Raw genomic sequence first — 12,818 nt, 5'->3', positions numbered from 1 at the left:
TCCGGGCCGTACGCTGTCCCGTACGGCATACGGTAGCGTGGCGGCATGGACGACAGCATCGTGATCACCGGCGCGCGCGTCAACAACCTCAAGAACGTCTCCCTGCGCATCCCCAAGAACCGCCTGGTCGTCTTCACCGGCGTGTCCGGCTCCGGCAAGTCGTCCCTCGTCTTCGGCACCGTCGCCGCCGAGTCGCAGCGCCAGCTCAACGAGACCTACACCGCCTTCATCCGCAACCGGCTGCCCTCCCACGACAAACCCGACGTCGAGACCATCGACAACCTCGGCGCCGCCATCGTCGTCGACCAGAAACCCGTCGGCGGCAACGCCCGCTCCACCGTCGGCACCATGACCGACATCATGCCGATCCTGCGCGTCCTGTTCTCCCGCTACGGCACCCCCAGCGCCGGCTACTCCTTCGCCTACTCCTTCAACGACCCCGCCGGCATGTGCCCCGGCTGCGACGGCCTCGGCCGCGCCGTCCGGCTCGACCTCGACGCCCTCATCGACCCCGCCCGCTCGCTCGACGACGGCGCCATCCGCTTCCCCCTGTTCGGCGTCGGCACCTGGCAGTGGCAGATCTACGCCCGCTCCGGCACCTTCGACCCTCAAAAGCCCGTCGGCGACTACACCCCCGCCGAACGCGACCTGCTCCTGCACGGCAGCGGCTTCACCGTCGACGTCCACGGCAAGAACGGCACCCTCAACAAGGTCGACTACGAAGGCGTCGCCGACCGGTTCACCCGCCTCTACCTCAGACGCGACACCTCCACCCTGTCCCAGCGCACCCGCGACGCCGTCCAGGACCTGGTCACCGAAGGCGTCTGCCCCCGCTGCGACGGCGCCCGCCTCAACGCCGCCGCCCTGGCCACCAGGATCGGCCCCCACTCCATCGCCGACCACGCCGCCATGGAGATCACCGACCTCATCGCCGTCCTGACCGGCCTCGGCAACCCCGTCGCCGAAGCCGCCGTACGGGCGTTGCGCCGCCTGGACGACATCGGCCTCGGCTACCTCACCCTCGCCCGCGAGACCTCCACCGTCTCCGGCGGCGAGGCCCAGCGCCTCAAGACCGTCCGCCACCTCGGCTCCGCCCTGACCGGCATGACCTACGTCTTCGACGAGCCCACCGCCGGCCTGCACCCCAGCGACGTCGGCCGCCTGACCCGCCTGCTGCGGGCGCTGCGCGACAAGGGCAACACCGTCCTGGTCGTCGAGCATGACCCCGACGTCATCGCCGTCGCCGACCACGTCATCGACCTCGGCCCCGGCGCGGGCGTCCACGGCGGCCACATCGTCTACACCGGCAGCCCCGCCGGGCTTCCCGCCTCCGGCACCCGCACCGGCCACGCCCTGGCCCGCCGCACCGCGCTCAAGACCGAGCCGCGCCGCCCCACCGGCCGGCTCACCCTCTCCCCCGCCAGCCTGCACAACCTGCACGACATCACCACCACCATCCCGACCGGCGTCCTCACCTGCGTCACCGGCGTCGCCGGATCCGGCAAATCCACCCTCATCACCCGCATCCTGCCCGCCCAGCACCCCGGCGCCGTCGTCGTCGGCCAGGACGCCCCCGGCACCTCCGCCCGCTCCAGCCCCGCCTCCTACCTCGGCGTCCTGGAGCCGATCCGCCGCCTGTTCGCCCGCGCCGCCGGCGCCCCGCCCGCCCTGTTCAGCTACAACTCCGGCGGCGCCTGCCCCCGCTGCGAAGGACGCGGTGTCATCCACACCGACCTGGCGTTCATGGACCCCGTCACCACGGTGTGCGAGCTGTGCGCCGGCACCCGTTACCGGCCCGAGGCGCTCACCCACCGGCTGCGCGGCCTGTCGATCGCCGACGTGCTCGCCCTGACCGCCGAGCAGGCCGCCGCGTTCTTCACCGAACCCGCCGTGGCCGGCCGCCTGGCCGCCCTCGTCGACGTCGGACTCGGCTACCTCACCCTCGGCCAGCCCACCAGCACCCTGTCCGGCGGCGAGCTGCAGCGCATGAAACTCGCCGGCGAGCTGTCCAGGACCGGCGCCGTGCACATCCTGGACGAACCCACCACCGGGCTGCACCTGTCCGACGTCGAGACGCTCATCGCCCTGCTGGACCGGCTCGTCGACGGCGGCAACACCGTCATCGTCATCGAGCACCACCTCGACGTGGTCAGGCGCGCCGACTGGGTGATCGACCTCGGGCCCGGCGGCGGCAGGCACGGCGGCCGGATCCTGTTCGAAGGGCCGCCCGCGGGCCTGCTCACCGCGCCGGAGTCCGTCACCGGCGCCCACCTCAAGGCCGCACTCGCCGGCCACCCCTGAGGGGTGTACGCCGTAAACCACGTGGTTTACGCTGTACGCCATGAGTGGTCCCAGCACCGCCGGGAGGATCGCCGACGCGGCCCTCGGCATCCTCGTCAGCGAGGGCGCCGCCGCCGTCAGCATGCGGCGGGTGGCCGGCCTGGCCGGCGTGTCCCCCATGGCGGCCTACAAACACTTCCCCAGCCGCCAGGCACTCCTCGACGTGGTCGCCGAGCGGGCCTTCCGCGAGCTGGCCGAAGGCTGGGGCACCCGCGCGCCCGGCGGCACCTGGGAGGAACGGGCGTTCGGCCTCCTGGCCGACTTCCTCGACTTCGCCCTGGGACGGCCCCATCTCTACACCTTCCTCATGACCGACCACCGCGAGCGGGCCCGCCGCTTCCCCGCCGACTTCGAAGACGGCGGCTCCCCGTTCACGAAACTCGTCACCCTGGCCGAGGAGGGCATGCGCGACGGGGTGCTGCGCCCCGACGACCCGCTGGAGACCACCCTGGCGCTGACCTCGGCCGTGCAAGGGCTCGTCCAGCTCTACCTCGCGGGCCGCGTCGGCCTGGAGGAGGACGACTTCCGCAAGCTGTGCGAGCGCACCGTGAGGAGAGTTCTCGATGGCGTCAGGACGTGAACGGCCCGGCCGGCGGCGAGCGTGGATCGCGGGCGCGGCCCTCCTGGCCGTCCTGGCCGCCGCGGCGGGCGCCGGCGCCTGGTACGGCAGCGACCAGTCGATCAAGGTCGTGCGCCACGGCACGAGCAACACCAGGGTCCTCGCCGTCGAGGACGGCCTGGTGACGCTGGAACAGACCCCGCAGACCGCCAAGCCGGGCACGTACTGGCTGGAATGGAGCGGCGCGCACACGATGCTCGGCGACATCGTCTCCCGCACCCCCGGCCGCATCACGCGCAAGGTGCTGCGCGGCCCGGCCCCCTCCGCGGGCACCCCCGGCTTCTTCGGCAACGTGCCCCCCGGCGATCCCGGCGTCGCCTGGGGCATCGGCCACACCGAGATCATGGTGCCCACCGAGCTCGGGCCCGCGCCCGCCTGGTACGTCCCCGGCACCAGCACCACCTGGGTCGTCGCCGTCCACGGGCAGAACGGCCGCCGCAAGGCCGAGCTGAAGATCCTGCCCGTCGTGCACCGGCTCGGGCTGCCCTTCCTGGACATCACCTACCGCAACGACGAAGGCGCGCCACCCTCACCCGACGGCCTGCTGCACCTGGGCGACGCCGAGTGGCGCGACCTGGAGGCCGCCCTGCGCCACGCGCAGACGATGGGCGCGCGCCACTTCGTCCTGTACGGCACCTCGATGGGCGGCCAGATCGCCGGCCAGTTCCTGGCCAGGTCACCCCTGGCGGGCCTGGTCGACCGCGTCATCATGGACGCGCCCATGCTCGACGTACGGATGACCGCCGAACAGGGCGCCAGGAACCTGCACCTGCCCGGCTTCGTGGCGGGACTGTCGAACCAGGTGACCGAATGGCGCACCGGGATCGACACCGACCGGCTGAGCCTGATCCGCCACCCGCCGAAGGTCAGGCCGCCCCTGCTGCTGATCCACACCGTCCCCGACACCGACCACCCGATCCAGGAGGCCCGCGACCTCGTCGCCGCGGGCCGGCGCCTGGGGTGGCCGATCCGGTTCGAGCCGTTCGAACGGGGAGAGCACACCGAGGCGTGGAACGTGGACCGCGCCCGCTACGACCGGCTCGTGCACGACTTCCTGTCCCCGGCCCAGAGCAGCCACTGACCCGGGATCAGATCCAGCCGTGTCAGATCCAGACGTGTCAGATCCAGACGTGTCAGATCCAGACGGTGGCGAGCCAGACGGCCGCCGCCGCGACCGCCAGCGCGACCACGTTCAGCCACACCACCGACGCCTCGCCCCGGCTCACGTGCAGCACGATCGCCCCCACCTGGATCAGCGCCAGACCGGCCGCCGCGGCGAGCGCCAGCCACATCGCGATCCCGGTCAGCGGCGGCAGGACCAGCCCCGCCACCCCGAGAACCTCCAGCACGCCGATCACCCGCACCAGCGGCATCGGCACGGTGTCGACCCAGCCCATCATCGGCTGCAGCCGCTCCCGGCTCTGCACGATCTTCTTGACGCCGGCGAACAGGTACAGCACGGCCAGCAGCGCCGCCACGACCCAGTACGAGAACTCCATGAGGACACCTTCACGAGGCTAGGGAAAACGGGGAGACCGGCCCGATGGTTACCGGTCGTAAGTAGCCTCATCATGCGTCACTATTGAAAGCCTTACAAAAGGCACACACGTGTGCGTAACCCACAAGGGGCTGTCATGCCGGACTACGAACACACCTGCCTGATCCGCGGAGACGGCGGCCAGACCCTGCGCGCCATCCTCGACCGCATCTGCAACAAATGGACCCTGCTCGTCGTCGCCACCCTCGACCAGGGCACCGTACGCTTCACCGACCTGCACCAGCAGATCCCCGGCATCTCCCAGCGCATGCTCACCCTGACCCTGCGCCACCTCGAACACGACGGCCTCGTCTCCCGCACCGTCCACGCCGAAGTCCCGCCACGCGTCGAATACGCCCTCACCCCCACCGGCAAGAGCCTCATCCCGCCCGCGCTCGCCCTCGCCGGCTGGGCCATCGAACACCTGCCGCACATCGAAGCCAGCCGCGCCGCGCACGAGACCCGCGACCGGCGCGAGCCCGGACGCCCGCGTCCCACCACGTCACCAGCCGGGTAATAACCCGTGCTCCAGCACGGCCACCACCCCGTGACCGCACGCCCGCCGGCCCCGCAGCCGGCGCTCCACCGCCGCAGCCGTCCCGGCACGGCGTCCACCCCGCGGCGGGCTCGCAGGCGCCGCCACCACGCCCCGCGAGGGCCTGCCGGCTAATAATCCGCACACCGCACGGGCCGCACACCGCACGGCAACCGGCCGCCGCCCATGAAGCCGCCGAGCAGGCCGCAGAGAAGACCGCAGAGAAGACCGCAGAGAAGGACGTTCAGCAGGCCGCCCAGCAGGCCGCGCAGGTGGCCGCCCAGGTCGCCGCTCTGCAGGGCGCCGCGCATCGGCGCGCACCGGCCCGCCCGGCCGGCGACGATCCGCCCCGCCCGCACGACGCACTCCGGCGCGCCGCCGGTCGGCGCGCGCCACAGCAGCCGTTCCTCTTCCTAACATGAGGCGTAACTCCAGTCGATCAGCGCCCGCCGCGCCCGCCACCGGGGCTCGCACGCCCGGCGGCGGCGCCCGGCGGGCGGGCGAGGCCAGCCATGACCACGCCCCCGGGGCCGTCGCCACCCAGCGTATGTCCCGGCCACGCCGCGAGTCTGCCCAGGTCACGAAGCCAGGGCAAGATTTGACCCGCCCATGGCACGCCCCCGGTCCACCCTTGACCGACATACCCGCCCACAACTGGCAAAGGGTGCCCCGGCCGCCGCAGCAGCCAGGACACCCACCCCGCGCTACGCCCGCCGCACCGGCTGCCGCAGCACCGTACGCGGAGACGGATCATCCAGCCCCGTCAGATACACCTCATGATGCGGCCCGCCCGCCACCAGCCCCCGCTCCGCCATGAACGCCTCCATCACCGCCAGCGACCGCCACTCCTCGCTGAACGGCCCCTCATGCACCACCTCCACACACTCCCCCTCCGTGAACGACGACACCACCACCCGGTCCACCGCCGCCCCCGACGCCCGGACCGCCTCCCGCGCCCGCTCCAGCGCCCCCGCACACCCCGCCTCCACCGCCGGCAGCAGCAGATGCCACCGCCACCGCTCCCGCGCCACCAGCAGCGGCGGCCCATCCTCCTCCACCCACCACAACCCCTCCAGCGGCCCCGACGCGCCACCCATCGCCGACGCCACCGCATACAGCGCCCCGACCGCCGACACATGCTCCGCCCCGCCCGGCTCCCCCACCCCCGACACACTCAGCCGGGTCACCGGACCGTACGAGACCAGCTCCGCACTCACCACGACTCCTCCTCCACACACACCATCAGCTGCGTCACCAACTCCTCCGGCGCCGTCACCGCCGGATCCGACACGTACACCTCACGAACCGCACCCCGCACCACATGCCGCCGCTCCGCACACCACGCCAGCACCGCATGCGCCGTCAACGACATCTGGTCATACGGCCCCACATGCGTCGCAAACGCGAACACCCCGCCCGGCAACACCCCGGCCTCCACCCCCGCACCCGCCCGCCACCCCTCCTCCAGCACCAACGCCACCGACACCTCCACCACCTCACCCAGATCCACCGGGAACAACCCCACCAGCCGAACCGGACCCTCCCCCGCCACCCCGCCCGCCACCCCGCCCGCCACCCCGCCCGCCAGCACCCGCGCCACCGCCGCCGACGTCGCCCGCCCGATGTCCTCCGGCCCCGCCGCCCGCTCCCGCACCACCGCCACCCGCCGCGCAGGCTCCCGCACCAGCCGCACCGGCGCCGCCGGCAACCCCCCAGCCATCACCCGCTCCAGCGCCGCCAGCGTCCGCCGCCGCCGCGCCAGCTCCGCCTCCAAAGCGTCCCGCACCCCCGCCAGCACCCCCGCAGCCTCCTCCGGCGGCCCCGACAACACCTCACCCACCACCGGCAACGGCACATCCAGCGACCGCAACAACGCGATCGACAACGCCGCCCGCGCCTGCGACGCCCGGTAATACCGGTAACCCGTCCCCTCATCCACATACGCCGGCCGCAACAACCCCAGCTCGTCGTAATGCCGCAACTGCTTCACACTCAACCGCCCCAACCGGGCGAACTGCCCGATCGGCAGCAACTCCTCATCCACACCCACCAGCATGACCCCTCCCACAACGGGAGAGTCCAGCCCGGTTTGACCCTCACCCCACGTGACCCCCCAAGCTGGACCCATGAGCTTCTCCGTGGGACAGGTCGCCAGACTCGCCGGCATCACCGTCCGCACCCTCCACCACTACGACGAGATCGGCCTGCTCACCCCCGGCGAGCGCACCCACTCCGGCTACCGCCGCTACACCGACGACGACCTCACCCGCCTGCAGCAGATCCTCCTCTACCGCGAGCTCGGCTTCCCCCTCGACGAGATCGCCGTCATCCTCGACCAGCCCGCCGAGGACGAGCTCACCCATCTGCGCCGCCAGCATGAGCTCCTCACCCGCAAAGCCACCCGCCTGCACGAGGTCATCGCCGCCGTCGAACGCGCCATCACCGCCCGCACCACCGGCATCACCCTCACCCCCGAAGAACGCTTCGAGATCTTCGGCGACTTCCGCCCGGAAGACCACGACGCCGAAGCCGAACGCCGCTGGGGCCACACCGACGCCTACGCCCAGAGCCGCCGCCGCGTCGCCTCCTACACCAAAGCCGACTGGCTCCAGCAGAAAGCCGAAGCCACCAGCGTCACCGACGACCTCGTCGCCGCCTACAAAGCCGGCCTGCCCGCCGACGGCACCCCCGCCATGGACATCGCCGAACGCCACCGCGGCCTCATCCACCGCTGGTTCTTCGACTGCCCCCACGACCTGCACCGCTGCCTCGGCGACCTCTACGTCGACGACCCCCGCTTCACCGCCACCTTCGACGACATCGTCCCCGGCCTGGCCGCCTACTTCCGCGACACCATCCACGCCAACGCCCGCCGCCACACCCCCTGACCCCCATACATGCCCTTGCAGTCATATAACCGCTTGGGTATATTCGCCTGCATGCCCTTCGACGTGCTCGCCGAACCCGCACGACGCCACATCCTCGACCTCCTCCTCCAACGCCCCCACCAAGTCACCGAACTCACCCACCACCTCGGCCTCACCCAACCCGGCACCAGCAAACACCTGCGCGTCCTCCGCCAAGCCGGCCTCGTCACCGTCCGCAAGGACGCCCAGCGCCGCTGGTACGAACTCCGCCCCCAGCCCCTCGCCGAAATCGACGCCTGGCTCACCCCCTACCGCAAACTCTGGAACACCGCACTCGACCACCTCGAAACCCACCTCGACACCATGGAAGACGACCCCACCCCATGAACGAGACCCTCACCCTGCACCCCGACGGCCGCACCACCCTCACCTTCACCCGCCGCCTCCCCCACCCACCCCACAAGGTCTGGCGCGCCATCACCCAGCCCGAACACCTCGCCGCCTGGTTCCCCGCCGACGTCACCATCGACGGCGACCGCATCGGCTACGGCTTCGGCCCCGACGGCCGCATCACCGAAAACAACCCACCCCACACCTTCGCCCACACCTGGGGCGAGGACGAACTACGCTGGCACCTCACCCCCGACGGCGCAGGCACCCTGCTCACCTTCACCCACACCTTCACCGACCGCCACGGCGCCGCCAGCTTCGCCGCCGGCTGGCACACCTGCATCCAAGCCCTGCACGCCCACCTCGACCAGCGCCCCAGCCACCTGCCCGACCAGCCCGACCCCGCCCACTCCGCCCGCCTCCACGAGGACTACATCGCCATCCTCGGCCTGCCCTCCACCACCGTCGACGCCGGCACCGTACGCGTCGAACGCCAGCTCACCCGCCCCGCCGAAGACGTCTGGCAGCTCCTCAACGGCCCCGACGCCACCCCCGGCACCCCGCCACCGGCCCCCTTCACCATCCCCGGCCTCCAGCCCGGCCCGGTCACCCGCACCGAAACCGCCAAACTCCTGGAGTACGACACCCCCACCGGCCACGTCCGCTGGGAGCTCACCCAGGGCACCGGCCAGGGGCCGCGCCTCATCGTCACCCACACCGGCGACCCCGCCACGGCCGACGCGTGGCGCATCCGCGTCGAAGACCTCGCGGCCTCCCTCATCGCCTGACGGGGTTTGCGTTTGAAAGAAGGGCGAGGGATCTTGTTCGATCCCTCGCCCTTTACGTTGTAGATTAACTAGGCGGTCAGGCCCAGCATCGCAGCCGTCACCGCCCGCGCCCGGCCCGGCGCCACCAGCAGGTCCGTCGAATCCGACAGCTGATCCACGCACCCCGTCACCGGCAGTCCCCTGATCACCGGATCCGACACCGACGCCATCAGCGCCTGCACGAACCGCCCCGCCCCGATCACCTGGAACGGCCGGTCGAAGAACCCCCGCACCCCCTCATCCAGCCGCTCCGCCAGCGCCATCCGGTTCTGCAGCGCCGCCACCCGCCCGTACGCGGCCGACAACCCCGCCTCCCGCTCCCGCCACGACCGCGCCGCCACCGCCGCGCCCAGCGACTCCCCCAGCTCCGCCGAGCCCGGCAGCCGCGCCAGCGCGCTGCCCAGCCATTTCGCGTACGGCGGATACCGCCGGCGCAGCAGCAGCGCCAGCCGCATCACCTCCCGCGCCAGCCGCGCCCCCAGCACCGCAGAGCCCAGCTCGTCGCCCACCTCCCCGCACCGGCCCACGAACGGCTCCTCCTGACAGATCCGCTGCCACTGGCACGCCAGCACGTACCGCCACACATCCGGCGGATACCAGCGCAACGCCGCCCTGGCCGCCTCCAGCCCCCGCTCCCCCAGCCCGTCGAAGAACACCTCGCCGCCGGTCACCTCCGCCAGCCGCTGCCACGGCGCCGACAACCAGTCCAGCAACGACACCCCCTGGCGCGGATCGAAACCCAGCCGGTCCACCAGCCACCCGCCCAGATCCACCACCGTCACCCCGGGCCGCACCCGCTCGTGATAGGCGAACACGGTCGGGAACCCGCCGAACCGGTCCGGCAGCCCCGCCACCACCTTCGCCTCCACCTCGGCCACCCGCTCCGCCGCCACGAACAGCAGCACCCGCGGCCCCCAGTCATGATCCGCCGAACGTGCCGTGTCGAACTCCAGCACCTCCGACCCCGGCCCGATCAGCGCGGCACTATGCGCAACTCCCGACACCAGCGGCGCCACCACCTCGCCGTAGAAGGCGCGGGACAGCTCGATACCAGGTACAAAATTGGACATCACTCCGTCAACTCTGCACGAGCGCCGCCGGAACCTCATCCGAATTAACGCCCCGCGCGATCGGCGCACTCACTCGCGCCCGGACGACGCCGCCACGCTGCCGTCACGCTCCGCTCCGCCTTATTCTGCCCGCCCTGTTCGGCCTGTCATGTTCTGCCCGTCATGTTCTGGTCGGCCAGGCTCCACAACGCCGCCACCAGCGGCCGCCGCAGATCCGCCCGCCGCACGCACAACCCCACCGCCAGCGGCGCCGGCGCCGGATCGGCCGCCACCACCCGCACCCGATCACGCATCACACTCGTCTCCAGCACCATCCGCGGCACGATCCCCGTCCCGTACCCCAGCGCGACCAGCGCCAGCAACGCCTCATGCCCCTCCGGCTCGGACACCACCTCCGGCCGCCACGGCAGCCGGCCCCGCAACCACCGGTCGGCCGCCTCCCGCACCAGCCCGCGCCGCGGCAGCACGAACGGCCCCTCCAGCGCCGCCACCCCTGGCCCCGCCCCGCCCGTCCCCGCCACGAACACCAGATCCGTCACCGCCACCGTCCGGCTGACCAGCGACGCCGGCAACCGGCCCGGGATCGCCGCCACCGCCGCGTCCACCTCCCCCTCATCCAGCCGCGCCAGCGCCGCCGCCGCGTCCCCCGTCCGCAGATCCACGCGGATGCGCGGATGCGCCGCCCGGAACGGCGCCAGCAGATCCGGCAGCACCGCCTGGCACGCCGTCACCGTCGCGAACAACCCCAGCCGCCCCGACAGCTCCCCCGGATCCACCTCCCCCTGCCGGTAGGCGTGCCACAGGTCCAGCGCCGCGACCGCGTACTCCCGGAACCGCCGCCCCTCGGCCGTCAGCGCCACCCCGCGCGGCCCCCGATCGAACAACCGGTGCCCCAGCCGCGCCTCCAGCCGCTGCACCAGCCTGGTCAGCGTCGCCGGGCTCACATGACAGTCCTGGCTCGTCCTGCCGAAGCTCAGCGTCTGCGCCAGATGCAGGAAAACCCGCAACTCGCGATGCTCGTCCATGCCGCCCCATCTCAGGTGTTCCGCATCCTGCAACGCCCCGCTGCACAGGTTGCGCTTGCCGCGGGATCGCAGCGGATCCTACAACTGACGCCATGAACGCCCCCGCCAACTCCTTCACCTCCGCCGTCTTCCCCCTGCAGACCATCGACGTGCCCGGCGGCACGGAAACGGTCCTGCCCGGCGGCAGGCACCTGTTCCCCCTGCTGCCCGCCGCCTTCGCCGGCGTCCGCCGCATCGGCGTCATCGGCTGGGGGCCCCAGGGCCGCGCCCAGGCGCTCAACCTGCGCGACTCCCTCGCCGGCACCGGCATCCGCGTCACGGTCGGCCTGCGCCCCGGCTCCGCCTCCGCCCCGGACGCCCGCGCCTGCGGCTTCACCGAGGACGACGGCACCCTCGGCGACTGGCTCGACGTCACCGCCGCCGCCGACCTGGTCATCCTCCTCATCGCCGACGCCGCCCTGGCCGCCTGCCACCAGCAGATCTTCGCCGCGCTGCGGCCCGGCGCCGCCATCGGCCTGTCCCACGGCTTCCTGCTCGGCCACCTGCGCGCCACCGGCGGCGCGTTCCCCCACGGCCACGACGTCATCGCCGTCTGCCCCAAGGGCATGGGCGACTCCGTACGCCGCCTGTACGAGCAGGGCGGCCACGTCGGCGGCGCCGGCATCAACGCCAGCTTCGCCGTCCACGCCGACCACAGCGGCCGCGCCACCGACCTCGCCCTCGGCTGGTCCGTCGCGCTCGGCTCCCCCTACACCTTCCGCACCACCCTCGCCGGCGAGTACCACTCCGACATCGCCGGCGAACGCGCCATCCTGCTCGGCGCCGTCCACGGCCTCGTCGAAGCCCTGTACGGCCACTACCGGCTGGCCGGCGACGACCCCGCCACCGCCTACGAACGCTCCTGCGAGACCCTCACCGGCCCCATCCGGCAGACCATCTCCCGATCCGGGCTCACCGCCGTCCGCGACCAGCTCGGCGACCGGCTCGGCCCCGGCGGCCGCGACACCTTCGACCGCGCCTACACCGCCGCCTACGGCCCCGCCAGGGAACTCGTCGCCGAGATCTACGACGAGGTCGCCGACGGCACCGAACTGCGCAGCGTCATCCTCGCCGAACGGCGCCTGGCCGACCGGCCGATGAGCCGCATCAGCGGCTCGCCCATGTGGGCGGCAGGCCGGACGGTACGGGACCGCCGCGGCGCCCGGGTGGTGGACATCGAGCCGTTCACGGCCGGGCTGTTCGTGGCGACGATGATGGCCCAGGTGGACGAGTTCGCCGAACGCGGGCACCCCTGGTCGGAGATCGTCAACGAGTCGGTGATCGAGGCCGTCGACTCGCTGCTGCCGTACATGCATGCCCGGGATGTCGCGTACATGGTGGACAACTGCTCCCGCACCGCGCGGCTCGGCGCGCGCCGCTGGGGGCCGCGCTTCCAGGCCGCCTACGAGCAGATCGCCTTCCCCGCCGCCGGCTCACCCCCCGACGGCGCCCTCGTGGCCGCCTTCACCGGCCACCCGGTCCACCAGGCACTGGCCGCCGCCGCGAAGCTGCGGCCCTCGGTGGACATCTCCGTCCCCGCACCCCAGGGCCCCAGGGCGGAGTAGCCGG

General features: G+C 72.5%; 14 protein-coding genes. 8 read left to right on the top strand and 6 right to left on the bottom strand.

From position 1 onward, the window contains the following. Positions 1–45: 45 nt before the first annotated feature. The 3 genes from HD593_RS27345 to HD593_RS27335 are packed head-to-tail and all read left to right on the top strand — an operon-like array spanning position 46 to position 4,040. Positions 46–2,301: an excinuclease ABC subunit UvrA gene (locus HD593_RS27345; protein ID WP_185104932.1), complete on the top strand. Its 2,256-nt coding sequence runs from the start codon at positions 46–48 to the stop codon at positions 2,299–2,301. Between the two features lie 40 nt (positions 2,302–2,341). Continuing rightward, positions 2,342–2,920: a TetR/AcrR family transcriptional regulator gene (locus HD593_RS27340; RefSeq protein WP_185104931.1), complete on the top strand. Its 579-nt coding sequence runs from the start codon at positions 2,342–2,344 to the stop codon at positions 2,918–2,920. Continuing rightward, positions 2,904–4,040, top strand: a complete 1,137-nt coding sequence (locus HD593_RS27335) for an alpha/beta hydrolase family protein (RefSeq protein ID WP_185104930.1) — start codon at positions 2,904–2,906, stop codon at positions 4,038–4,040. Before HD593_RS27340 ends, HD593_RS27335 begins: the two co-directional genes overlap by 17 nt. 52 nt (positions 4,041–4,092) lie before the next feature. Here the strand turns inward: HD593_RS27335 and HD593_RS27330 are convergent, their stop codons facing one another. Then, entirely contained in the window at positions 4,093–4,458 is a 366-nt protein-coding gene (locus HD593_RS27330; RefSeq protein WP_185104929.1) for a DoxX family protein, read from the bottom strand. A gap of 135 nt (positions 4,459–4,593) precedes the next feature. Between HD593_RS27330 and HD593_RS27325 the strand changes: the two genes are divergently transcribed. Beyond that, a complete protein-coding gene (locus HD593_RS27325) occupies positions 4,594–5,013 on the top strand; it encodes a winged helix-turn-helix transcriptional regulator (RefSeq protein ID WP_185104928.1) in 420 nt (139 codons plus the stop codon). A 149-nt stretch (positions 5,014–5,162) separates the two neighbouring features. Here HD593_RS27325 and HD593_RS27320 read toward each other — a convergent pair whose 3' ends face one another. From HD593_RS27320 to HD593_RS27310, 3 genes are all read right to left on the bottom strand, one after another. After that, positions 5,163–5,390 (bottom strand): hypothetical protein, encoded by a 228-nt coding sequence (locus tag HD593_RS27320; RefSeq protein WP_185104927.1) that lies wholly within the window; start codon positions 5,388–5,390, stop codon positions 5,163–5,165. A gap of 345 nt (positions 5,391–5,735) precedes the next feature. Continuing rightward, positions 5,736–6,248: a GyrI-like domain-containing protein gene (locus HD593_RS27315; protein ID WP_185104926.1), complete on the bottom strand. Its 513-nt coding sequence runs from the start codon at positions 6,246–6,248 to the stop codon at positions 5,736–5,738. Further along, a complete protein-coding gene (locus HD593_RS27310) occupies positions 6,245–7,087 on the bottom strand; it encodes a MerR family transcriptional regulator (protein WP_185104925.1) in 843 nt (280 codons plus the stop codon). Before HD593_RS27310 ends, HD593_RS27315 begins: the two co-directional genes overlap by 4 nt. 70 nt (positions 7,088–7,157) lie before the next feature. On the opposite strand from HD593_RS27310, the gene HD593_RS27305 reads away from it, so the two are divergent. From HD593_RS27305 to HD593_RS27295, 3 genes are read left to right on the top strand one after another with little or no spacing between them, the layout of a single operon-like run. Continuing rightward, positions 7,158–7,919 carry a MerR family transcriptional regulator gene (locus HD593_RS27305; RefSeq protein ID WP_185104924.1) on the top strand — a complete coding sequence of 254 codons (762 nt, stop codon included), beginning with the start codon at positions 7,158–7,160 and terminating at the stop codon, positions 7,917–7,919. 51 nt (positions 7,920–7,970) lie between these two features. Further along, complete coding sequence (locus HD593_RS27300; protein ID WP_185104923.1) at positions 7,971–8,285, top strand: ArsR/SmtB family transcription factor; 315 nt, start codon at positions 7,971–7,973, stop codon at positions 8,283–8,285. Then, entirely contained in the window at positions 8,282–9,076 is a 795-nt protein-coding gene (locus tag HD593_RS27295) for an SRPBCC domain-containing protein (RefSeq protein WP_185104922.1), read from the top strand. The genes HD593_RS27300 and HD593_RS27295 overlap by 4 nt, the downstream gene beginning before the upstream one ends. Positions 9,077–9,144: 68 nt before the next feature. Here HD593_RS27295 and HD593_RS63600 read toward each other — a convergent pair whose 3' ends face one another. After that, a complete protein-coding gene (locus tag HD593_RS63600) occupies positions 9,145–10,185 on the bottom strand; it encodes a DUF4037 domain-containing protein (RefSeq protein ID WP_185104921.1) in 1,041 nt (346 codons plus the stop codon). A gap of 146 nt (positions 10,186–10,331) precedes the next feature. Further along, on the bottom strand, positions 10,332–11,210 hold the full coding sequence (gene ilvY / locus HD593_RS27285) for an HTH-type transcriptional activator IlvY (RefSeq protein WP_185104920.1): 879 nt from the start codon (positions 11,208–11,210) through the stop codon (positions 10,332–10,334). 92 nt (positions 11,211–11,302) lie between these two features. On the opposite strand from ilvY, the gene HD593_RS27280 reads away from it, so the two are divergent. Beyond that, positions 11,303–12,814, top strand: coding sequence for a ketol-acid reductoisomerase (locus tag HD593_RS27280; protein ID WP_185104919.1), 1,512 nt, complete (start codon positions 11,303–11,305; stop codon positions 12,812–12,814). Positions 12,815–12,818 lie beyond the last annotated feature (4 nt).

This window comes from Nonomuraea rubra, from assembly GCF_014207985.1.
GTDB lineage: Bacteria > Actinomycetota > Actinomycetes > Streptosporangiales > Streptosporangiaceae > Nonomuraea > Nonomuraea rubra.
This window is presented reverse-complemented; position numbering and strand designations above follow the sequence as displayed.

Coding starts and splice junctions, on each gene's coding strand:
- HD593_RS27345 (WP_185104932.1), top strand. CDS start 46: ATGGACGACAGCATCGTGATCACCGGCGCGCGCGTCAACAACCTCAAG.
- HD593_RS27340 (WP_185104931.1), top strand. CDS start 2,342: ATGAGTGGTCCCAGCACCGCCGGGAGGATCGCCGACGCGGCCCTCGGC.
- HD593_RS27335 (WP_185104930.1), top strand. CDS start 2,904: ATGGCGTCAGGACGTGAACGGCCCGGCCGGCGGCGAGCGTGGATCGCG.
- HD593_RS27330 (WP_185104929.1), bottom strand. CDS start 4,458: ATGGAGTTCTCGTACTGGGTCGTGGCGGCGCTGCTGGCCGTGCTGTAC.
- HD593_RS27325 (WP_185104928.1), top strand. CDS start 4,594: ATGCCGGACTACGAACACACCTGCCTGATCCGCGGAGACGGCGGCCAG.
- HD593_RS27310 (WP_185104925.1), bottom strand. CDS start 7,087: ATGCTGGTGGGTGTGGATGAGGAGTTGCTGCCGATCGGGCAGTTCGCC.
- HD593_RS27305 (WP_185104924.1), top strand. CDS start 7,158: ATGAGCTTCTCCGTGGGACAGGTCGCCAGACTCGCCGGCATCACCGTC.
- HD593_RS27300 (WP_185104923.1), top strand. CDS start 7,971: ATGCCCTTCGACGTGCTCGCCGAACCCGCACGACGCCACATCCTCGAC.
- HD593_RS27295 (WP_185104922.1), top strand. CDS start 8,282: ATGAACGAGACCCTCACCCTGCACCCCGACGGCCGCACCACCCTCACC.
- HD593_RS63600 (WP_185104921.1), bottom strand. CDS start 10,185: ATGTCCAATTTTGTACCTGGTATCGAGCTGTCCCGCGCCTTCTACGGC.
- ilvY (WP_185104920.1), bottom strand. CDS start 11,210: ATGGACGAGCATCGCGAGTTGCGGGTTTTCCTGCATCTGGCGCAGACG.
- HD593_RS27280 (WP_185104919.1), top strand. CDS start 11,303: ATGAACGCCCCCGCCAACTCCTTCACCTCCGCCGTCTTCCCCCTGCAG.